Genomic DNA, 21,221 nt, shown 5'->3' on the forward strand with positions numbered 1-21,221 from the left:
CAATCACCACAGGCCCCACACCGCCATCGGAGCAAAACCACCCATCAGCCGGCTAACTAACCTGCCTGGGCAGTACAGCTAGCGGAGACCCGCTCCCGCGCATCCGCTCGGCTCAGGCCGTGAGGCCGAGTTCGTCCATGCGCCGGGTGTGCGCCGCGATCATCTCGGTGAACACCGGCTCGATGCGCTGCTCGTCCGACTCCGGGTTTCCGGTGAGATGGATGGCCGACCGGGCCACCAGGAGGGTGTCGCCGACGACGCGGCGCCCCCACATCGCCAGGCGCGAACCCAGCACCGGATCGGCCGAGATCGCGGTCGACAGCACCTCGACGATGGCGCGCCGCCCGGTCTCGGCCTCGAGGATGGCGATGCAGCGCTGGCCGATGTCGCCCGGCAGTCCCGCCGCCAGCAGCGCGAAGAAATCGTCGAGGATGCCGGCCGTCAGATAGACGCTGGCCAGCTGCTCGTACCAGTCCGACCCTTTCACCAGGGCGCGGTAACGGTCGATGCCCGCGGTGAACGGCGCGATCACCTCGGCCGGCGCGTCGGCGCGGCGGTGGATCTCGGCCACCAGCTGCTCGTGCTTCTCGAGGGCGCGGCTCGCAGCCGGGGCGAGGACCTGTTTGGCGGCCACCGTGGGGGCGGCGGCGATCGCATCCGACACCTCTTCGAACACCGCGAGCTGCACATAGGCGACCTGCCCGAGGTACGGGAGCACCTCGGGGGTCAGCTCGGCCAGATTCACCTTGGGGTAGCTGGACGTGTCGACGCGGGGCTTCAACCGCGGAATGTCGATGCGCACCTTCGGGCGGCGGAGGAATCCGAACACCCGCCAATCCTAGCGGGGCACCACGATCCGGTCGGGGCGCGATCCGCCGCGATCCGCGCGTGGCGCGCCGTTTCGCCGCCCCGATGCCCCCGGTCGACTAAACTCGTCCCGGGCCCTGACGAAACTCGGGGCAATCGCCGCCGCCCGACGCCATCGTCGGATGTCGCAGCGCGACTCACGCGCAGCACCGATCCCACCACGGCGGCCTCGCATCCACGACAGGTATCCAGTGAATTTCAGAGATCTCAACATCGACCAGGACATGGTCGACGCGCTCGCCGGCAAGGGCATCCTCGAGCCGTTCCCCATCCAGGAGCAGACGATCCCGCTCGCCATGGACGGGCAGGACATCATCGGCCAGGCCAAGACGGGAACCGGGAAGACCTTCGGTTTCGGCCTCCCCCTCATCCAGCGGCTCGGGCCGGACCCCGAGCCGGGCGTGAAGGCCCTGGTCGTCGTCCCCACCCGTGAACTCTGCGTGCAGGTCACCGAAGACCTCGATCTCGCGGCCTCCAACCGGCCCACGAAGATCGTGTCGATCTACGGCGGCAAGGCCTACGAGGGCCAGATCGAGCAGATCAAGGCCGGTGCGCAGATCGTCGTCGGCACGCCGGGCCGCCTCCTCGACCTCGCCGGGCAGCGCCTGCTGAACCTCGGCGCGGTGCGCGAGATGGTGCTCGACGAGGCCGACAAGATGCTCGATCTCGGCTTCCTGGCCGACATCGAGAAGCTGTTCGCGCAGACTCCGGCGACCCGCCACACCATGCTGTTCTCCGCCACCATGCCCGGCCCGATCGTGGCGCTCGCGCGCCGCTTCATGAACCGGCCCATCCACATCCGCGCCACCGACCCCGACGAGGGGCTGACCCAAGCGAACATCAAGCACCTGGTCTACCGCGCGCACTCGCTCGACAAGGACGAGGTGATCGCCCGCATCCTGCAGGCCGAGGGGCGGGGCAAGACCGTCATCTTCACCCGCACCAAGCGTGCCGCGGCGAAGCTCGTCGAAGAGCTCAACGACCGCGGGTTCAACGCTGCGGCCGTGCACGGCGACCTCAACCAGGAGCAGCGCGAGCGCGCCATGGCCGCCTTCAAGGCGGGCAAGAAGGACATCCTGATCGCCACGGATGTCGCGGCGCGCGGCATCGACGTCGACGACGTCACCCACGTGATCAACCACACCATCCCCGACGACGACAAGACGTACCTGCACCGTGCCGGGCGCACCGGCCGCGCCGGCAAGACCGGCATCGCGGTGACGTTCGTCGACTGGGACGACCTGCACAAGTGGGCACTCATCAACCGCGCGCTCGAGTTCGGGCAGCCGGAGCCGGTGGAGACCTACTCGTCCTCGCCCCACCTGTTCACCGACCTCGACATCCCCGAGGGCACGCGGGGGCGGCTGAAGCCGACGTCGCGGTCCGCGGAGTCGAGTTCGGGCTCGGGTTCGGCCTCGGGCGACCGAGGCCGCGGCGGCCGCGGCGGGTCGGGCTCGTCCGGTCCGCGTTCGTCGGACGGCGGCGAGGGCGGGCGTCCGCCGCGCAGCCGCAGCCGCAACCGCACGCGCTCCGGCGGGTCGGCGAATGGCGCGGCCGGCGCATCCGGCACCGACACCGCCGTGGCGACGGCAGCCGGCGCCTCCGGAGGTTCGGGCGCCACCTCTGTGTCCACCGAATCGACGTCGGCCGGGGCCGGCTCCGAGCACCACGACGGCAACAGCGCCCCCCGGCGCCGCTCCCGCAACCGCCGCCGCGCTCCCCGCCCCACCGAGTAGCGCACCCGACGGCACCCCGCACCGCACCTCCCTGGTGCCGCACGGCGCACCGGCACCTGCAACGACGGAAGCCGGCGCCCAAACGCGCACCCGCTTGTGTCGTCCCCGCGCATTGCCGAGAAGCTCTGTCATTCCGGCCGCGCGCCACTGCGGCACCATCGCCGCGGACAGCGGGGTCAGATCCGGCAATGACGGAAGTCGGCGACGAAGATCGCGCCTGCATCCGTCGTTCCCGTGTATCGCCAGAAATCTCCGTCGTTCCGGCGCCATCGCACGGCGCCACGGCAGTCACGTGTCACACGGGACACCGGGTCGCATGCGGCAACGACGGAGGTCCGCCGCGAAACGCGCGCACGCATCCGTCGTTCCCGTGGAATGGCAGAATTCTCCGTCGTTCGGGTGCCATTGCGCCGCCACGACGGCGCCGACGGTCGTCAGGCGTAGACCGGGGTGGCGCCCGTGGCGCGGGCGATCAGGGCGTCGACCACCTCAGGGGGCGTCGTGTTCTCGCCGAGGCGGTTGGGCTTGCCGGCGCCGTGGTAGTCGCTCGAGCCGGTGAGGGCGAGCCCGTACTTCGCCGCCAGTGCGCGCAGTCGCTCCTTGCCCTCGGGCGTGTTCTCGCGGTGATCGATCTCGAGGCCGAACAGGCCCGCGTCGACGAAGCTGCGCATCCGCCCCGCCAGCTCGAGGTCGGTGCGGCTCCGGGTGGCCGGATGCGCCATCACCGGCACTCCGCCCGCCGCGACGACGAGCTCGATCGCCCGGAGCGGGTCCGGCGCGTAGTGGGGTTGGTAGTACCCGGCCCGCCAGTGCAGGATGCCCGCGAACGCCTCACTCCTCGTACCGACCAGCCCCCGCGCCACCAGCGCGTCGGCGATGTGCGGCCGCCCGACGGTGGTGCCCGGCTCGGTCTGGGCGACGACGTCGTCCCAGTCGATGTCGTAGTCGCGGCCGATGCGCGCCACCATCTCCTCGGCGCGGTGCAGGCGTGCGTCCCGGATGCGCGCGGTCTCGGCCACCAGCTTCGCGTTGTTCGGGTCGAAGAGGTACGCCAGCATATGCACGCTCGCCCACTCGACCCGCGTGCTCAGCTCCATGCCCGGGATGAGTGTGACGCCCACATCGACCGCCGCGGTCGACGCCTCGGCCCAGCCGGCGGTGGAGTCGTGGTCGGTGAGCGCGACGGTGCCGAGACCCGCGTCGGCCGCGGCTCGCAGCAGCTGCGCGGGTGATTCCGTGCCGTCGGAGACCCTGCTGTGGGTGTGCAAGTCGATCGGCGCGCGGAAGAGCCGATCGGGTGACATTCCACAATCGTAACCAGTCCCCGAGTTCTCCACAGACAGCGCCCCTCCCCGCTGCCGTCCGGCTCCGAGTGGGACAATGGATGCATGGCAGAGACGACCACACACACCACCGGGCACCCGGTCACCGAAGCACCGAAACCGAGGGCGACGAGCAATCGTTCGACGACGCCCGCGTCGGATGCATTCCGCGACTACATCGGCAGCAACTGGGCCGAGCGGGCCGACGTGCTGCCGCCCACCCGCGAGCAGGCGCCGTTCGCGGCAGAGCGCCGGCAACGACTCTCGGAGCAGTTCCCGGGCAAGCGGCTCGTGGTCCCGTCGGGCGCGGCCAAGCAGCGCTCCAACGACACCGATTTTCCCTACCGGGCGCACTCGGCCTTTTCGTACCTCACGGGGTGGGGTTCCGATTCCGAACCCGGAGCGTTCCTCGTGGGCGAACCGACGGCGGGCGGGCACGATTTCACGTTGTACTTCCGTGAGCGGGCCGGGCGCGACTCCGACGAGTTCTACGCCAATCCCGAGATCGGCGAGTTCTGGATCGGTCCGCGCCCGTCCCTCGCCCAGGTAGCGAGCGACCTGGGCCTCGCCACCCGCGGCATCGCGGAGTTCGACGCCGTGGCCTTCGACGAGTCGACCCTCGTGCTGCGCGAGGCCGACGCCGGCCTGCCCGCGTCGGCCGGCGAGGAGGGTGATTCGGCGCTCGCACGTTTTCTCTCCGAGGAGCGGCTCGTCAAAGACGCCTACGAGATCGAGCAGATGCGCGCGGCGGTAGCCGCGACGGCCCGCGGTTTCGATGACGTGATCGCCGACTTCTCGCGGAGTTCGCAGCACGAACGCGGTGAGCGACTGGTCGAAGGCGTCTTCAACACGCGCGCGCGTCTTGACGGCAACACCGTCGGCTACGACACCATCGCGGCGTCCGGTCCGCACGCGTGCATCCTGCACTGGACGCGGAACGACGGGCCGGTCCTTCCCGGTGACCTGATCCTGATCGACGCGGGGATCGAGCTCGACAGCTACTACACCGCCGACATCACGCGCACCATTCCGGTCAGCGGGCGGTTCAGCGATGCCCAGCGGCGCATCTACGAGGCGGTGCGCGAGGCGGCCGATGCGGCCTTCGCGATCGTGCGGCCCGGTATCCGGTTCCGGGAGATCCACCAGACCGCGATGGCGGTGATCGCCGAGCGTACCGCCGAGTGGGGCCTGCTCCCGGTGAGCGCCGAGGAGGCCCTCGAGGCCGACAATCAGCAGCACCGCCGCTACATGGTGCACGGCACCAGCCACCACCTCGGCATCGACGTGCACGACTGCGCGAAAGCCCGGCGCGAGCTGTACCTCGACGGTGAGCTCAAGGAGGGCATGGTGTTCACCATCGAGCCGGGCCTCTACTTCCAGCCCGACGACCTCACGGTGCCGGAGGAGTTGCGGGGCATCGGTGTGCGCATCGAGGACGACATCCTCGTCACCGCCGACGGCGCCGAGAACCTCTCCGCGGCGATCCCGCGCACGGCCGACGACGTGGAGGCGTGGTACGCGCGACTCAACCCGCCGAGCGCCGGTTCGGTCTCGGCGGCAGTCGTGCCACCGGAAGACCCGCACGCCGCCTGACGGGTCACCGGCCGGCGGCGCGGCGGGCCCAACAGCCGGGACGTGCACGGCCGTTAAGCAGCCGGCCGGAGAGTCGGTCGGTCAGGCGGCAGCTGCGCGCAGTTCGATGGCCTGCTCGCAGCCGAGGAGGAGCACTCCGGCGCTCCAGGCGTGCGAGAGGGTGAGCAGCATGCCCTTGGGCTGGAAACAGGCGGTCTGGTAGAAGCGCTCGGTGACCATCCCGCGGTAGGCGTTGAAGTCGCCGTCCTCCCGCGCCACGAACTGACGGAAGCAGGCCAGCGTCTCCTCCGCACGGAGGCGGTAGTGGTCGTCGCCGAGCGCAGCCGACAGCTCCACGAGCTCGCGCGTGCAGACCAGACCGTACGCGTGCAGGTGCTGATTCGATGGTGAAGCCTGATCGGCGCCGCGCGTACCGAAATCGTACCGGCCGAGCAGAGTGTGCTCCCCGAAGGTCACGTCATAGCTGTAGCGGAAGGTGAGCATCCAGTCGGCGCTCCGTCGCGCGAGCTCGAGCCACTGCTGCTCGCCGGTGACCCGATGCAGCGCGACGTACGCCATCACCGCGGCGTAGCCGTCTTCCGAGGTGGGAGCCAGGTCGACGTCCTCCGGCGCACCATGGATGAACTCGTCCCGCACGAACCGGGCGTAGTACTCCCCCGCGCGTTCGGCTGCCCGACGGTACTGCACAGCGGAGCCGGACGCCGCATCGGGCAGCAGCACGGCCGCCTCGAGCAGCGCGGCGACCCAGGTGAGGCCCGACGCGCCCTCCCAGGACAACACCTCTCCCGTCAGCGCGTGGTGCACCGAGCCCAGGTTCCCGTCGGCTCGCTGACGCGCCACGATCACATCGAGATTCGAGCGCACGGCGGCGTGCCAGGCCGGATGGTCCGGTTCGAGTGCGAGCGCCCGCACCAGGAAGAGCGTGGCCTCCGCCAGCGTGCGCGAGTGCAGCCCGTGCTCGAGCGGCGTCCAGCTCTGCGACCATCCGTGCTCCCGGTACCAGACACCCCAGAACGTGCCCGACGGCGACAGTGCGCTCGCGATGAAGTCGATGACCGAACGCCCCGCCGCGGCTGCGACCTCGTCGCCCACCCGCAGCCCGTGCGCGAGCAGAGCGAACGCCCACGGCACACCGCTCACCCAGCCGACGTGCATGGCCTGGCGGTCGACGCTCTTTCCGTCACGGCCCGTCACCTCGCGGTCGAAGCCCACCGTCTCGAGCAGCACGCCCGGGTCGGGGTCGTAGTGCCACCGCACCAGCCCCTCCGCGGCGAGTTCGGCCGCGTGCTCGAGCCCGACCCACGGGCGCAGCGGCGCAGCCGTCGCCGACACGGCGTGCAGAGCGCGCAGGATCGGAGCGTAACCGTGCCGATCGGCGCCGAGCGCACCGACCTGCAGGTCGAACTCGTGCGATTCCCCGATCTCCCAGCGATGCGTCTCGACCTCTGCCGGTCGTGGCAGATCGTCGCCGTAGTACGTGACCGGCCCTTCATGGAACGGGAACGTCGCGTGCACCCGCAGCGTCGCGGATGCGGCGTCGTGCGCGAATCCCACCCCGGTGAGCCCGAGCGCGGTCGTCGGCGGGGCTGCGAGCACCACGCCGCCGAGACCGGGGCCGCTCCACCCGAACACCGCCGGGGTGGCTGCACGGTCGGAGCGGAACTCCCACCGCGAACTGACGAACCGCCGGGCCGCCTCGTCGCCCACCGCCCCCACCTCGAAGCGCGGGAACACGCGGTCGTTGTGCGCCGGCCGGTTCTCGCCGTAGAACGCTCCGGGAATCAGCCACCACGGCTCCGTCGTACTTGGAACCGAAGCACCCACCCGGATGCCCGCCTCAACCGGTCCCCCCGGCGCACCGTCGACCCGCCGCACACGCACGCGCAGCAGCCGCAGGCCGCTCCCCTCGCCGCCGTCCGAGCTGTCCTCGGGATCAGCGTGCACGGTCAGTTCGAACCCGCCCGCGCGCCCGAGGCTCTCCCCCGCGGGGGGCGCGCTGATCGACTCGTCCCAGCGCACGGGCAGGACGGTGCCGTCAGCGAGCACGATCTCCGCCCACAAGCGCACGGCGTCCGCGCCGGAACCGGAGGCAACGGACACCCCGGCAGCCGATGCCGGACCAGTCACTCGAGCGGCCACTCGATCAGGTCGACCTCGATCACCGGCGACGCCGGGTCGGCCGGCACGCGGAAGGTGCGGATCTGGTTCGGACCGAACTCCTCCTGCAGCGTGCGGCCGACGAGCGGCAGATCGATGCGCGCGAAGGCCGGCTCGCCGCGGGTCTCCACCGCACGCACGATCAGGTCGGCGCCGCCCGGGCCGTCGGTCGCATCCTCACTTCCCTTGATCGCCGTGACGAGCACCGGGCCCGCGGCGTCGGACGCGAATGAGTGCTCAGCCGGCAGCGCTCCGTCGTGGAACGACTCGAGCATCGCACGGGGCGGCGCGGCCAGCGCGGCTGCGCGCCGGGTCGGCTCGGCGGTGCGCCAATCGCCCTCGTGCGCCGCCAACTCGTAGCTGAAGTGCTGCACCCCCTGGTCCTGGTAGCTGTAGCTGCCCTCCGGGTCGAGGAGGCGCGGCTCGTGCCAGGAGTACACGGGGCTCCGCACCGCCGTGACCCCGATGCTCGCGCCGTCGGCGCCACCAGCACCACCGGTCACGCCGGTCGACCCCGGCGACACGTCGTAGGCATGCTTCGTCGTCGTGATGACCGTGAGGCCGGCCGCCGCGCCGCCGACGGTCCCGCTCAGATCGACCCACGACTGCGCCGGCTCCTCCGCGCCGTCGACCGGACGCTCCAGGGTGCCGTACGGGATCTCGTAGGTGGCCCGTGCATCCTGCAACCCGGTGGGGAAGCGCAGCTTCAGCAGCTTCGCCTTCTCACGCCAATCGATCGTGACGTCGACCCGCAGCACCCCGCTGTCGTGCGCGAGAACGAACTCCTCGACCAGGGTCGACGCGCCCCACGAGCGCTCCACCCGCACCCGGGAGCGCAGCGGCCCGCTCTCCCGCACGAGTACCCGGTCCACGCGCATCGACTCGCCGGGCCACGCGTAGGACACCACCCGGTGCCCCCAGGTGTCGGTGGGGTCGTCGCAGATCTGGGTGTGGGTCGATCCGTCGGCGCCGGAGAGGACGTCGATGCCGGTCGCCTTGACCAGGAACGACGACAGCCAACCGGTCGCGGGGTCGAGTTCGAGCCGCACCAGGTCGTTCTCGATCACGGACTCGGTGACGCGCAAGGACGACCCGCTCAGCGACGCATCGCCGCCCGGCGCAGCGCCCGGTGCAGCGCCCGGCCGCAGCCGGTACAGCCGGTACCCGAACGCCGGCAGTTCCGCCCCGAACACGAGCGCCCCACGGCTCAGGTCGTCGGTGGTGGCCGTCGACTGCGTGCTCTGCGCGAGCACGGGCGCGCCGGCTGCGTCGACCACGTGCACACCGCGCGGCTGCGCGTGGTACTGCAGCGGCACATCCGCCCGCACGGGCCACGGATGCGGGTTGAACACGAGCACCGGCTGCGTCGCGTCTTCGAAGGGCACGTCGACCTGCCACGCGATCACGTTGTGGGCGCGCGCCACGATGCGCTTCGCGATGGCGACCGCTTCACCGAGCTGGTCGCGCGCGTCGTCGTACGAGGGCTCGATCGCCGAGCCGGGCAGGATGTCGTGGAACTGGTTGAACAGGATCTGCTTCCAGGCCCGCTCAAGGTCGGCCCGCGGATACTCGATCCCGTCGCCGACCGCCACCACCGCCGCCCAGCGCTCCGCCGCCAGCACGGCGTGCTGGGCACGCCGCTGCCACGCCTTGATGCCGGAGTGCGAGGAGTAGCACCCCGGCGCGTGATGCTGCAGATCGTCGCGGCGCACCGCGAGACCGTCCAGGAAAGCCGTGCCCCGGCCGAGCACCTCGTCGAAGTACGTGCGTGGCGACGACATCGTCATCCTCCCGAAAGAACCCATGCGGTCGTAGCGGTGGATCGACTCGATGTTGGCCTTCGTCGGGCCGCCGCCGTGGTTGCCCACCCCGTAGAACACCATCAGGTCGCCCAAGGACTTGTCGAGCTGGCCGAGCGACTTGTCGGTCTGACCGTCGATCGACCCGCCCGGGCTGCCGTACTCGTACGGGATCCGGTAGGCCAGCACTCGACTGCCGTCGGGCGCCTCCCACCAGAACAGGGTGTCGGCGAAATCGCTCTCGTGCGGCCCCGGGCGGAGGAACAGGTAGCTGTCCATGCCCTGCAACCGCAGGATCTGCGGGATCATCGCGTTGTGCCCGAACGGGTCGGCGTTCATGCCGACGGTGGCGGTGCGGCCGAACTTCGCGCGCAGGTAGCGCTGACCGTAGAGGCCTTGGCGGGCGAAGCTCTCGCCCATCGGCATGTTGCAGTCGGGTTCCACCCACCAGCCGCCGACGTTCACCCAGCGGCCCTCCGCCACGCGCTCCTGGATGCGGGCGAACAGCTCCGGGTCCTGCTCCTCCACCCAGCTGAGCAGCACGACCTGGTCGCAGGTGAACACGAAATCGGGGTACTCGTCCATCCGGTCGATCGCCGAACGGAAGGTGGCGCGCGCCTCCTGGTAACCCTCCTGCCACGGCCAGAGCCACACCGGGTCGAGGTGGGCGTTGCCGATCATGTGCAGCGTGCGGTCGGGCGTCGCGGCCGGCCGCACGTCGCGCGGCAGGCCGGCGGGCTGTGGGCCGGAGGGGGCGTTCGCCAAGGGCACCGACGACGCGCTGGGCGTGGTGCCGTGCGGGTGCTCCGGAGTGCTCATCGGTACTCGTCCTCCCCCGCCGCCCAGGCATCCACCATCTCACTGATCGCGTGCAACATGAAGGTGTGCATCTCCTGGATGCGCGGGGTCACCGCCGAGGGCACGATCAGCGCGTGGTCGGCGAACTCCCGCGCCCGCCCGCCGTCGCGGCCGGCGAAGAGCACCGTCGTGGCGCCGTTCTGCCGCGCGACGCGGAGGGCGTCGACGACGTTCGGCGAGGTGCCGCTCGTCGTGAACGCCGCCACCACGTCCCCCGGCCGCGCGAGGGCCGCGACCTGACGGGAGAACACGTCGTCGTAGGAGTAGTCGTTGGCAATGCAGGTCATCGTCGTCGGGTCGGTACTCAAGGTGACCGCCGCCAACGGCCGGCGGTCACGCTTGTAGTGGCCGATGATCTCGCCGGTGAAGTGCTGGGCGTCGGCGGCACTGCCGCCGTTCCCGAACGTGTAGAGGATGCGGTCGGCGCCGTAGGCGTCGCAGAGCAGACGGCCCACTTCCCGCACCGCGGGCATCAGGCGGTGCATCGCCAGGGCGGTCTCGACGTGGTCGTCGAGCTGGTCGGTCATCCAGGCGGCTGCGGTGAGTTCAGACACGGGCGGGCTCCTGGTTGGTCGAGTCGTTGCGCAGCAGGTCGAAGGCGAGCGCCGCGGCGCCGATGACGCCGACCTCGTCGCCCCGGGCGGCGAGCTCGACGCGCACCGCGGCGGACGCGGGTGGCATCGCATCGCGCAGCACGGCGTGCCGCAGGGGCTCGATCAGCGAGGCACCCGCCCGGGTGACGCCGCCGCCCAGCACCACCATGTCGGGTTCGAGGATGTTGACCAGATCGGTGACCGCGCTCGCGAGCAGCTCGAGGGTCTCGGCCCAGATCTCCCCGGCCAGCTCGTCGCCGGCGTCGGCGGCGGCCGACACGTCTTCGGCTCGCACCACGGCACGGTCGCGGAGGCTGCTCGGCCGGTCGCTGCGCTCCAGCAGTTCCCGGGCGCGCTCGGCGATCGAGGTGCCTGACGCATAGGCCTCGAGGCAGCCGCGCCGGCCGCACAGGCAGAGGCGTCCGCCCGGCTGCACCATGATGTGGCCGTACTCCCCGCCGTTGCTCGATGCACCCCGGTGCAGCCGCCCGTTGATGACGGCTCCCCCGCCCACACCGGTGGAGACCGTGAGGTACACCAGCGTCGACGACCCCGCGCCTGCGCCGAAGCGGTACTCGGCGAGTGCAGCCGCTGTGGCATCGTTCTCAAGCACGGCCGGAAGCCCGAACCGCCGCTCGGCGAGCTCGGTGATGGGCACGTCGAGCCAGCCCGGCAGGTGCAGCGGGTTGATCAGCACGCCGCGACGAGCATCCAACGGACCGCCGCAGGAGATGCCGACCGCCGCGACGCTGCGCTCGGCCGCGCGCTCGCCGGCCGCCACAGCTGGAGCGCCGGCGAGCGGGTCCTGCCCATCGGACCAGGCGCGGATGGCCTCGTCACCCATGCGGAACAGCCGCGCGATCACGGCGTCGGGCCCCTCCTCGCGGCGGGTGGGCTCCACCGCGAAGCCGTGCGAGACCCCGTCGGGGGTGACGATCGCCACGGCGAGCTTGGTGCCGCCGATGTCCAATGCGAGAACGGGGCGTCGTGCCGCTTCCATGCAAACCTCTCGAGTGTCGGCTGCGCTCGGCGCACAACCCCGGTGTTCCTCCGACGCTCCGTCACGCTCTCGCGCCAATGTGGCATCGTTCCCACATGATCATATGGTCCGGCTCGGCAGAGGTCAACCGAGCGCGGCGGCTCAGCCCGCCGTGGGTGCCGGGAGTGCCACGGGCGGCGGTGCCGTCGAACCGCGCTGAGTGAGCGTCGCCGGCAGCACGACGGTGCGCGGTTCGCCGCCCGGCTCCGCGATGCGCTGCAGCAGCGCGGCGATCGACGCCGTGCCGAGCGCGAACGCATCCTGCGCGACCGCCGTGATGCCGGGCGTGACCATGCTCATCCACGGCGCGTCGTCGAACGAGACCAGGCTGAGGTCGGTGGGCACGGTGAGGGCCAGGTCGCGGGCCGCGCGCCAGGCACCCTCGGCCAGGACGTTGTTCGCCGCGAAGATCGCGGTGGGTCGCGCCGAGGTGCGGAGCAGGTCGCGCGCGGTGGCGCGCGCCGCCCCCACGTCCCAGCCGGTGGGGATGACCAGCCCGGAGTCGTGCTCGATGCCCGCCTCGGCGAGCGCCGCGGCGTAGCCGGCGTGCCGGTCGCGTCCGGTCGTCCACGCGGTCTCGTCGATGAACAGGGCGATGCGCCGGTGGCCGAGTTCGACCAGATGCTTCGTCGTGTTGTAGGCGGCGGTTCGGTTGTCGATCACCACGGCGTCGCTCGTGCCCTCGGCGAACTGCCGGTCGACCTCGATCACCGGCGTGCGCTGCCGCTGCAGGAAGGCCGTGAGGTTCGGCGACACCGGTGTCCCGACGACACCGGCGACCCGAAGCGCGACGAAGGCGTTGGCGGCCTCGATCTCCTCCTCGACGCGGCCGCCGTCGTCGACGAGCATGATGGAGTAGCCCTGGGCACGCGCCGCCTGGCCCGCCCCGGATGCGAGGTCGGCGTAGAACGGGTTGCGCAGCTCCGAGACCAGAACACCGATCACCCGGGACTGGCGTTGCTTGAGACTGCGTGCCGTCGCATCCACCACGTAGCCGAGCTCGAGCGCGGCCTGCTGCACGCGCTGGCGCACGTCGTCGGCCACGTAGCCGGTGCCGGTCAGGGCGCGCGACGTGGTCGAGCGGGAGACGCCGGCCGCCTCGGCGACGTCGCGGATGGTGGCCCGGGGAAGCGCCGTGTCGTCGGCCATCCGCTCACTCCCCTTTCCCGTCCCGCTACGCCGGTCGTCCGCCGGTCAGTACCTGCACCACTGCCTCCGCCTGCTGACCGAGACGACGCTCGCCGAGGGTGATGTCGACCGCGATCGGCAGTCGTCCGGATGCGCCGTCGCCGACCAGCAGGTCGAAGGCGACCTCCGTCTGCTCACCGGCTCCGAGCTCCCGGGTCACGACCTCGGGTGTCGCGCGCCAGCCTAGCGGAGCGACCAGCCGAACCGTCGCAGCGGCACCCTCCGGCAGCGGATTGCGCAGCCACATGGTGAGCGGCAGCGTGTCGCCGGGCCGTCCCTCGGAGCGGTACGGCTCGATCCGGGCGATCACGCCGTCCGCTCCGGCGTCGTACTCCTGCAGGGGCAGCAGTTCGCGGTGGATGCCCGCCGTGAAGCGTCCCTCCTCCGCCAGGTAGTCGACGTACCCGGCCTCGACCTCGCGCGGCTCCCAGTGGCCGGAGAGCAGGAGGCCGGGCGCGACCCGCCGGTACAGCTCGGCGCTGTCGACGTAGTCGTCGATGCGGAACCGGTTGCGGTATTGGTAGTTGAGGATCTCGCGGCGCTCCCCGGGCACGCCGAGGTTCTCCTGCTGGTCACCGGTGAAGAGCACACGCACCCCGTCGACCTCGAGTTCGAACGCCGCCGCGAACAGCGTGTGCCCGGGTTGCTCGTGCACGCGGATCTGGTGCTCGTGCCAGCGCACCGTCTCGCCGAGCGGCAGCACCCGATCGGCCGCGATGGGGTCGAACCAGAGGCAGGGCAGGTCGTAGCGCATCGGGTCGGCGAGTACCGGCGCCACATTGGCCGGCACCCACAGTTCGGTGCCCTCCACCTCGCGCAGCAAGGGCAGTCCCGCCACGTGGTCGTCGTGGTAGTGGGTGGGCAGTGCGACCGCGACGCGGGTGACGCCGAACTGCTGCTTGAGCGCCGGCAGCGAGGCGAGCCACGGGCGGCGGGCCGCGCGCTCGGTGCCGGTGGCGAGGCCGGTGGTGACGTCGTAGCCGTAGTCGATCAGCAGCGCCTCGCCGGTGTCGGAGAGCACCGCGTAGGAGCAGCTCAGGCTGGAACGGTTGAGCAGCAGGTGCGGGGTGAGCGCCACCCACGGCGTGCGCAGCCGCTCCTCGAGGTCCCACGGGTGCCAGCGCCGGGAGTCAACGTAGCGCTGCATCGCGTCGGCGAGCGCCGAGAGCGCGGCGGGAGCATCCGCCATCGGTTCGCCGTGCGACGGGAGGAGCAGCGACGGATGCTCGTCGCCGAGCAGCAGGCAACTCAGCACCGTCATGGCGGCGCCTTCATGGTGCGAGTACGACCACTGGGTCGCCGCGAGCGACCACACCTTGCCGGGGGCGTAGACGAGGTCGCCGGTGAACGCCAACCGGTCACCGTCGCGCTCGAGCAGGTAGGTGACCGAGCCGACGGTGTGGCCGGGCGTGGGCAGGGCGGTGAGCGTGACACCGCCGTATCGCGCGGGACGGTATTCGGGCACGGTGCCGGCCACCGGCACCGAGCTGAGGAGCGAGAAGCGGTCCTGCCGCAGGTTGTAGTCGTTGGCGAGCTGCCGCCCGGCCCAGAGCTGCTCGACCTCGGTGAACAGCTCGATCTCGACCGGCGGCACGTGCACCGCCGCGCCGTGCGCGACCGCGAGCGGCAGCCCCTGGGCCTGATCGCGGTGGTGGTGGGTCATCACGACGTCGGTGATGCGGTCGACGCCGAGTTCGGCGAGGTGCTCCAGCACCCGGCCGGTGCCGAAGTCGACCGCCACCGCCGTGCGCTCGCCGCCCCGGTCGGCACCGCCAGGCCGCTCGACACCATCGGGCCGGTCGGCGACGATGAGGTACACCGCGCAGCTGTCGCTGATGCGGTACACCCCCCGGGCGACCTCCCTGACCGGCCCGCCGGCGTCGTCACTCCGGCCGCTCATCGCCGCCGCCCCGCACGGTAGCGAGCCCAGCCGGCGCGCACCTCCGCCAGGTCGGCATCGCCGATCGCCTCGTCGGAGCGGTCCATGGTCTCGAGATAGTACAGCGCCGGCACGCCCAGCGTCTCCTGGGCGCGCACGTACTCCAGCCATTCCGCGCGATCGGGCATCGGCCATTGGTCGGTGTCGATCGGCCGGCCGGGGAGGGCGCGGGAGACGATGGCGTGCCGCATCCGCAGCTGCTCGGCCACCGGCACCCGGTCGCCGGCGGCGTCGAAGGCCAGCACGTCGTTGAGGCGCACCATGTCGCTCACATCGCCGAACGACGGATGCATGGCGTGCGTGATGACGAGCGCGTCACCCTTGGCCGCGTGGGCCGCGCCGTGGATCGTCGCGAGCAGGAGGTGCAGCGACGCCATCCCCCACGGCCCGTCGTGCGCCCGCAGCGACCGCCCGCTCGGGCCGCGCTGCGTGAAGTCGACCTTCAGTCCGTCGGCGTTCAGGCCGCCGGGAGAGAGCAGCCGGTGCAGGATGCCGGTGAGCCGGTCGCGGTAGGCCGGGTTCGCAGGGTCGACGCACACGGGTCGACCCGCCGCATCCGTCACGCACTCCTCGGGCGGCACCCCCTCCGGGTCCCACGCCTTCCACCACAGCAGCACCTTCTGGCCGGCCGCGTGGCGGTCGGCGATCCAGCCGGCCAGGTCGGGCCAGTGCTCCTCGTCGACGGTGCCGAGACCGTACTCGCGCTGCCACCGGTCGTCGATCACGATCGTGCCCGGCACGAGGTCATGCTCGGTGAGACGGGCCAGGAAGTCGTCGTAGACGCCCTGCCGCGCGAAGGCCGGTGCCGCCGCGACCACCGCGGTCTCCTCGCCGGCGAGGGCTGCCTCGTGCGCCGCGCGGGCAGCACGCGCGCACTGCGCCCCCCAGCCGCAGAACAGCGGCTCGGTCCACCACTCGGCGGCTGGCGCCGGCGCCCCGGGCACGAGCCCGTGCGCGTCGAGGTCGGCGCGGTGGTCGTCGAGCACCCGCCACCCGTCGTCGGCGGGGCGCAACACGATCACCGGCGACGACCAGTCGCCGGCGACGCGCGTGTGGCCCTCGTAGTCGAACGCGAGCGACCACCCGGCATCGAGGGGCCGGTAGTGCAGGGCGGGAAACCGCAGTTCGTCGACGGGCGCGCGCAGACCGACACCGAGGTGCTGCCCGCGCGGAGCAGCAGCGGCGCCACCCGGAGCCGTCCGACCGAGACCGAAGACGAGCGGCGGGGGCGTGAAGATGGCGTTGAGTCGGCCCGCGTCGGCGTCCCCCACCACACCGAGCACCGCGGCCGCGCGCGCCGGCCGGGTGAACGCCACCGGCTCGGTCGGGGTCGGCACGAAGACGCTCGCGAACCCGATCGAGGAGCGGAACATCCCGTTCGCACCGCTCGGGAGCGACGCGGCACCACCGAGCACGGTGACCTCGGTCAGACGGGCGGGGGCATCCGGATGCGTCCGGGCGTGCAGCACCACCTCGATCGCGTCGGGCGTGCAGCGCAACTCGATGCGGCGCTCCGCCCACGCCGCGCTGCGGGTGCGCACGACCAGGCGCACCGCGCCGTCGGGCTCCCGCCGCGCCTCGGGAGGTGCCACCTCGAGGGTCTCATCGGCGGCGGCCACGGTGTGCACCGAGCTGAGCAACGAGAGGGTGCTCCATTCCCTCCCGTCGGCGCCGCGCAGCACCGCGACCGGGGTCTCGGCGAAGCGCTCGTCGCGGTCGGCGATCTCGAGCGTGTAGGCGGGCGCCTCGATGCGGATGCGCTCCGCCGTCTCGGTGAGCACCACCGCCTCGCTCGTGCCGGCGCTCACGCGGCGCCCGCGAACCGGTGGAGGTGGGCGGCGCCGGTCTCGAACAGACCCGCCTCGAGCGCGGCCACCCGCTCCCACTGGCCGATCAGCGGATGCGCGAGCAGCGCCTTGCGCACGAGCGACCGGTCGCCGCTCACCGCGGCCCGCACCGCGAGTCGCTCGTAGGCGCTGACGGCCTGGATCAGCCCCAGCAGCTCCGGCGCGACCGGCGCCTGGGGCAGCGGGTGCGCGCCGTCGGCGTCGACCCGGCACAGCGTCTCGATCACGTCGTCGTCGGCGAGGCCGGCGATCGTCCCGGCATTCGGAACGTCGAGAACGTGGAGGTCGCCGGTGCCGGCCACCAGCGACGCGAGCAGCGCCGTGGCCGCCTCGCTGTAGTAGGCGCCGCCGCGCTGCGCCAACTGCGGCGGCTTGGTGTCGACGGCCGGGTCGCGGTAGAGCTCGAGCAGCTCCGCCTCCACACCCGCCACCACCTCGGCGCGCGGTGGCGCCTGGCGCTGCTCCCGCACGGTCGCGTCGTGCGCGTAGTAGTACTTCAGGTAGTACGAGGGCAGGACACCGAGATCCCGGATCAGCTCCCCCGGCACGCCGCCCCGGCGGCCGAGCTCGTCGGAGCGCTCGGCGATCATCTCGGGCAGCACGTCCCTCCCGTCGACGCGGATCTGCCGCACCCAGGACAGGTGGTTCAGGCCGATCGGGTCGATCTCCACCCGCGCCGGGTCGATGCCGCGCTCGCTCGCGATCCAGCGCTGGATGCCGATCGACACGTTGCAGAGACCGAGGGCGTCGTGACCCTCGGACCGCAGGGCCCGGGTGACGATCCCGACCGGGTTGGTGAAGTCCACGACGCGCACCTCCGGCGCTCCCCGCCGCCGTGCCTCGTCGGCGATGTCGAGCACGACCGGCACGGTGCGGAGCGCCTTGGCCAGGCCACCCGCGCCGGTCGTCTCCTGACCGACACAGCCGCAGGCGAGCGGGAAGGTCTCGTCGCGCAGACGCGCCGCCTGGCCGCCGACCCGCAACTGCACGAGCACGAGGTCGGCGCCGTCCAGGGCTGCGGCGCGGTCGCCGGTGAGCGTGACGGCGACGTGCGCGACCTGGCGGGCGAGCATCCGGCGCACCATCCCGCCGACCACCGCCAGGCGGTCCGCGTCGGTGTCCATCAGCCACAGCTCGTCGACCCGGAGGCGATCGCGCTGGTTCCAGAGGCCGGAGACGAGTTCGGGTGTGTAGGTCGAGCCGCCGCCGATCACGGTGATCTTCATGGAGTACTGACGCCTTTCGGGTGGGTGGAGTGGGAACGGTCGGCCGGGCCGGGCGAACCGGATGGCGAGGGCGCGGCGGTCGGCGAGGGCCGCCCGGACGGCGAGGGCCGGCCCGATGTGGCGCTCGGGCCGGCCGCTCGACCAGGTGCGGACGTGACCGGCGCGGCGGCGAGCGCCCGGGCGAGCACGGGCAGCACCGCGCGGTCGAGACCGGCCAGATCGACGGCCTTCTGCACCGGTCCGAGCACCGGCGCAGTGCTGAGCCGCCGGGGTGCGAAACCCGCGGCGGCGAGCCGCGCCACGACCGGGACCCGAAGCACGTCGGCACCGAAGGTGCCGCCGGCGAGCAGCGCAGGCGTTCCGGGAGGGACGGGTCCGCCCGCCCACGCCCGCCGGGTGACGACGTCCGCGAGGTCGACCAGCTCATCGACGGCCCGGTCGACGATTCCGCCGGCCACCGCGTCGCCGGCGGCCGCGTGCTCGAAGACCACGCGGGCGAGCTCCGGCACCCGCCCCGCCGTGCGGGCGTCGTAACGGAGGGCGCGCGCGAGCGCGACGAAATCGGGGGCGCCGAACCAGTCGAGCACGGCGGGCTCGAGCGTCGTCGTCGGGCCGCGCCCGTCGGCCGAGCGGTTCGCGACCCGCACGGCCTCCCGGCCGATGGCATCGCCGCCGCCCCAGTCGCCGCTGATCCAGTCGAGAGCCGGCACGCGCGCGACGCCGCCCGGTCCGTGCGCGGCGGCGTTGACGCCGGCACCACTCACGAGCACGAGCCCGGTCCCGTCCCGGTCTCCGCCGCCGCCCTGCGCAGCCAGCACGCCCAGCAGCGCCTCGACGTCGTTCAGGGCACGGACGCGTGCCCCCGGGAACACGGCCGCGAGCGCGCCTTCGAAGGCACCGGCGTCCTCGGCGAAGTCGAGCCCGGCGACCGCGCACACGACCGTGGCGGGCGCCGCGGCGTGCGGCACGGGCATCCGCCGCAGCCCGTCGGCGAGCTCCGCGACCACCGCGGCGACGTGCTCTGCTCCCCCGCCGCTGCCCGGGCCGACGGCGCGGCCGAGCAGCCGGCCGGCCGAGTCGAACAGCACGGCGTCGGTCTTGGAGTTGCCGCCGTCGACCGCGAGATGGCTGCCCGTCATCCCTTCGAACCGGTGGTCGCGATCCCCTCCACGAAGTGCTTCTGGCCGAGGAAGAAGATGATGATCATCGGGATGGTGGTGATCACGCTGGCGGTGACGATGATCTCCCAGTGCCACTCGCCGCCGAAGCCGAACGCGTCGACCAAGGACTTCAGACCACGGGGAACGGTGAAGCTGTTCGTGTCGCGCAGGTAGATGAGACCGCGCATGAGGTCGGTCCATGACGCCTGCACCTCGAACAGCAACGTCACGATCAGGGCCGGTTTGCACAACGGCATGGCGATGCGGGTGAAGATGCGCCAGTTGCCTGCGCCGTCGATCCGCGCCGCCTCGAACAGGTCCCGCGGGAGCCCGAGGAAGAACTGCCGCAGCAAGAAGATGTAGAACGCGCTGCCGAAGAGGTTCTGCGCCCAGAGCGGGGTGAGGGTGCCCACCTGTCCGAGCCCGTTCCAGATCAGGAAGGTGGGGATGAGGGTCACCGCCCCCGGCAGCATCATCGTGGCGATCACGAGACCGAACAGCACGTTTCGGCCCCGGAACCGGAAGTAGGAGAACCCCCACGCCACCATCGCGCTCGAGATCGTGACCGTGCCCGCCGCCAGGATCGCCACGAAGGCGGAGTTCGCCAGCCACAACCCCATCGGCGCCGTCTGCCAGACGTCGATGTAGTTCTGGAAGGTGATGTCCTTCGGGATGAGCAGGTTGTCGAACACATCCGTGCGCGGCTTGAACGACGCGCTGATCAGCCACACGAACGGGTAGATGAACACCACCGCGAAGACCGCCAGCAGGGCCACCGAGACGATGCGGCCCACGCGCACGCGCTTGCGGGCGCGGCCCTGGGCGGGAGCCGGAGCCGGCACCGCGGTCGGAGTCGGGCTCGTGGCCGGGATCGTGGTCGTCACGACTGGTCCCCCTCGTAGTAGACGAAGCGGCGCGACACGAGCACCTGGATGCCCGTGATCGCCATGATGATGACGAAGAGCACCCAGGCCATCGCCGACGCGTACCCCATGTGCAGGAACTGGAAGCCCTGCTGGAAGAGGTAGATCACGTAGAACAGCGCGGCGTCGTTGCTGTAGGTCGTGTTGCCCGCGCCGAAGAACGCCGTGTAGGCCTCGTCGAAGGTCTGGAACGCCGCGATGGTGTTCACGATCACCACGAAGAAGATCGTCGGACTGATCAACGGCACGGTGATGCGGCGGGTCTGCTGCCAGAATCCGGCGCCGTCGATCCGGGCCGACTCGTACAGTTCGTTCGGCACGTTGCGGAGGGCGGCCAAGAGGATGATGACCGACGAGCCGACGGCCCAGAGGCTCATCAGAATGAGGCCCGGCTTCACCCAGGCCGGATCGGTCGTCCAGGCCGGCCCTTGGATGCCCACCCAGCCGAGCACCGTGTTGATGAGTCCGGTCTGCCCGTTGAACAGCAGCAGGAAGAGTACGCCGACGGCGACCGGCGGCGTCATCCTGGGGAGGAAGAACACCGTGCGGAAGAAGCCTGACGACCGGCGCCCGGCCTGGTTGAGGAGCACCGCGAGGCCGAGCGCCACCAGCACGTGCAGCGGCACCTGGATGACCGTGTAGAACAGCGTGTTGCCGAGCGACAGGGCGATCTTCGGGTCTTGGAACAGCTGCACGTAGTTGTCGAAGCCCACGAAGTCCGGGTCGTTGATGACGTCGTAGTCGGTGAGCGACAGGTAGGCGCTGTAGATCATGGGCCACAGCGTGAAGACGAGGAAGCCGACGATCCACGGGCTGATGAACAGGATGGCCGCGATCGTGTTGCGCCGTCGGGCCCGGCGTCGGCCCGGCGTCAGCGGCGGCTCCGGGCGCGCGCCCCGGCCCCGGCGCCCCTCGGAGGCGCCGGGGCCGGTCGCGGTGACCGCGGCGAGGCCGGTCGTGGTGGCCAAGGGCGA

General features: G+C 71.7%; 15 protein-coding genes. 2 read left to right on the forward strand and 13 right to left on the reverse strand.

From position 1 onward, the window contains the following. Positions 1–112: 112 nt before the first annotated feature. Complete coding sequence (locus tag AC3WLB_RS16695) at positions 113–829, reverse strand: ferritin-like fold-containing protein (protein WP_492507889.1); 717 nt, start codon at positions 827–829, stop codon at positions 113–115. A gap of 229 nt (positions 830–1,058) precedes the next feature. Between AC3WLB_RS16695 and AC3WLB_RS16700 the strand changes: the two genes are divergently transcribed. Then, positions 1,059–2,603, forward strand: coding sequence for a DEAD/DEAH box helicase (locus AC3WLB_RS16700; protein ID WP_492507891.1), 1,545 nt, complete (start codon positions 1,059–1,061; stop codon positions 2,601–2,603). Between the two features lie 434 nt (positions 2,604–3,037). On the opposite strand, the gene AC3WLB_RS16705 is transcribed toward AC3WLB_RS16700, so the two are convergent. Beyond that, positions 3,038–3,907 carry a PHP domain-containing protein gene (locus tag AC3WLB_RS16705; protein WP_492507893.1) on the reverse strand — a complete coding sequence of 290 codons (870 nt, stop codon included), beginning with the start codon at positions 3,905–3,907 and terminating at the stop codon, positions 3,038–3,040. An 84-nt stretch (positions 3,908–3,991) separates the two neighbouring features. Between AC3WLB_RS16705 and AC3WLB_RS16710 the strand changes: the two genes are divergently transcribed. Continuing rightward, entirely contained in the window at positions 3,992–5,518 is a 1,527-nt protein-coding gene (locus AC3WLB_RS16710) for an aminopeptidase P family protein (RefSeq protein WP_492507895.1), read from the forward strand. A gap of 81 nt (positions 5,519–5,599) precedes the next feature. Here AC3WLB_RS16710 and AC3WLB_RS16715 read toward each other — a convergent pair whose 3' ends face one another. The 11 genes from AC3WLB_RS16715 to AC3WLB_RS16765 form a co-directional block, all read right to left on the reverse strand. After that, complete coding sequence (locus AC3WLB_RS16715) at positions 5,600–7,618, reverse strand: hypothetical protein (RefSeq protein ID WP_492507897.1); 2,019 nt, start codon at positions 7,616–7,618, stop codon at positions 5,600–5,602. Between the two features lie 23 nt (positions 7,619–7,641). Beyond that, positions 7,642–10,293 carry an alpha-mannosidase gene (locus AC3WLB_RS16720; protein ID WP_492507899.1) on the reverse strand — a complete coding sequence of 884 codons (2,652 nt, stop codon included), beginning with the start codon at positions 10,291–10,293 and terminating at the stop codon, positions 7,642–7,644. After that, positions 10,290–10,886: a D-sedoheptulose-7-phosphate isomerase gene (locus AC3WLB_RS16725; RefSeq protein ID WP_492507901.1), complete on the reverse strand. Its 597-nt coding sequence runs from the start codon at positions 10,884–10,886 to the stop codon at positions 10,290–10,292. Before AC3WLB_RS16725 ends, AC3WLB_RS16720 begins: the two co-directional genes overlap by 4 nt. After that, positions 10,879–11,925 carry an ROK family protein gene (locus AC3WLB_RS16730; RefSeq protein ID WP_492507903.1) on the reverse strand — a complete coding sequence of 349 codons (1,047 nt, stop codon included), beginning with the start codon at positions 11,923–11,925 and terminating at the stop codon, positions 10,879–10,881. The genes AC3WLB_RS16725 and AC3WLB_RS16730 overlap by 8 nt, the downstream gene beginning before the upstream one ends. A gap of 141 nt (positions 11,926–12,066) precedes the next feature. Next, positions 12,067–13,113, reverse strand: a complete 1,047-nt coding sequence (locus AC3WLB_RS16735) for a LacI family DNA-binding transcriptional regulator (protein ID WP_492507905.1) — start codon at positions 13,111–13,113, stop codon at positions 12,067–12,069. Positions 13,114–13,138: 25 nt separating this feature from the next. After that, on the reverse strand, positions 13,139–15,052 hold the full coding sequence (locus tag AC3WLB_RS16740) for an MBL fold metallo-hydrolase (protein ID WP_492507907.1): 1,914 nt from the start codon (positions 15,050–15,052) through the stop codon (positions 13,139–13,141). Beyond that, positions 15,049–16,899 carry a hypothetical protein gene (locus AC3WLB_RS16745; protein ID WP_492507909.1) on the reverse strand — a complete coding sequence of 617 codons (1,851 nt, stop codon included), beginning with the start codon at positions 16,897–16,899 and terminating at the stop codon, positions 15,049–15,051. The genes AC3WLB_RS16740 and AC3WLB_RS16745 overlap by 4 nt, the downstream gene beginning before the upstream one ends. Next, positions 16,896–18,164, reverse strand: a complete 1,269-nt coding sequence (locus tag AC3WLB_RS16750; RefSeq protein WP_492507911.1) for a 6-phospho-beta-glucosidase — start codon at positions 18,162–18,164, stop codon at positions 16,896–16,898. Before AC3WLB_RS16750 ends, AC3WLB_RS16745 begins: the two co-directional genes overlap by 4 nt. Next, on the reverse strand, positions 18,161–19,303 hold the full coding sequence (locus tag AC3WLB_RS16755) for an N-acetylglucosamine kinase (protein WP_492507913.1): 1,143 nt from the start codon (positions 19,301–19,303) through the stop codon (positions 18,161–18,163). The genes AC3WLB_RS16750 and AC3WLB_RS16755 overlap by 4 nt, the downstream gene beginning before the upstream one ends. Continuing rightward, positions 19,300–20,208, reverse strand: a complete 909-nt coding sequence (locus AC3WLB_RS16760; protein ID WP_492507915.1) for a carbohydrate ABC transporter permease — start codon at positions 20,206–20,208, stop codon at positions 19,300–19,302. The genes AC3WLB_RS16755 and AC3WLB_RS16760 overlap by 4 nt, the downstream gene beginning before the upstream one ends. Further along, a complete protein-coding gene (locus AC3WLB_RS16765; protein ID WP_022895583.1) occupies positions 20,205–21,215 on the reverse strand; it encodes an ABC transporter permease subunit in 1,011 nt (336 codons plus the stop codon). The genes AC3WLB_RS16760 and AC3WLB_RS16765 overlap by 4 nt, the downstream gene beginning before the upstream one ends. Positions 21,216–21,221 lie beyond the last annotated feature (6 nt).

It is taken from the genome of Herbiconiux sp. FW305-C-125 (assembly GCF_058783455.1).

Coding starts and splice junctions, on each gene's coding strand:
- AC3WLB_RS16705 (WP_492507893.1), bottom strand. CDS start 3,907: ATGTCACCCGATCGGCTCTTCCGCGCGCCGATCGACTTGCACACCCAC.
- AC3WLB_RS16710 (WP_492507895.1), top strand. CDS start 3,992: ATGGCAGAGACGACCACACACACCACCGGGCACCCGGTCACCGAAGCA.
- AC3WLB_RS16720 (WP_492507899.1), bottom strand. CDS start 10,293: ATGAGCACTCCGGAGCACCCGCACGGCACCACGCCCAGCGCGTCGTCG.
- AC3WLB_RS16730 (WP_492507903.1), bottom strand. CDS start 11,925: ATGGAAGCGGCACGACGCCCCGTTCTCGCATTGGACATCGGCGGCACC.
- AC3WLB_RS16735 (WP_492507905.1), bottom strand. CDS start 13,113: ATGGCCGACGACACGGCGCTTCCCCGGGCCACCATCCGCGACGTCGCC.
- AC3WLB_RS16740 (WP_492507907.1), bottom strand. CDS start 15,052: ATGAGCGGCCGGAGTGACGACGCCGGCGGGCCGGTCAGGGAGGTCGCC.
- AC3WLB_RS16750 (WP_492507911.1), bottom strand. CDS start 18,164: ATGAAGATCACCGTGATCGGCGGCGGCTCGACCTACACACCCGAACTC.
- AC3WLB_RS16755 (WP_492507913.1), bottom strand. CDS start 19,303: ATGACGGGCAGCCATCTCGCGGTCGACGGCGGCAACTCCAAGACCGAC.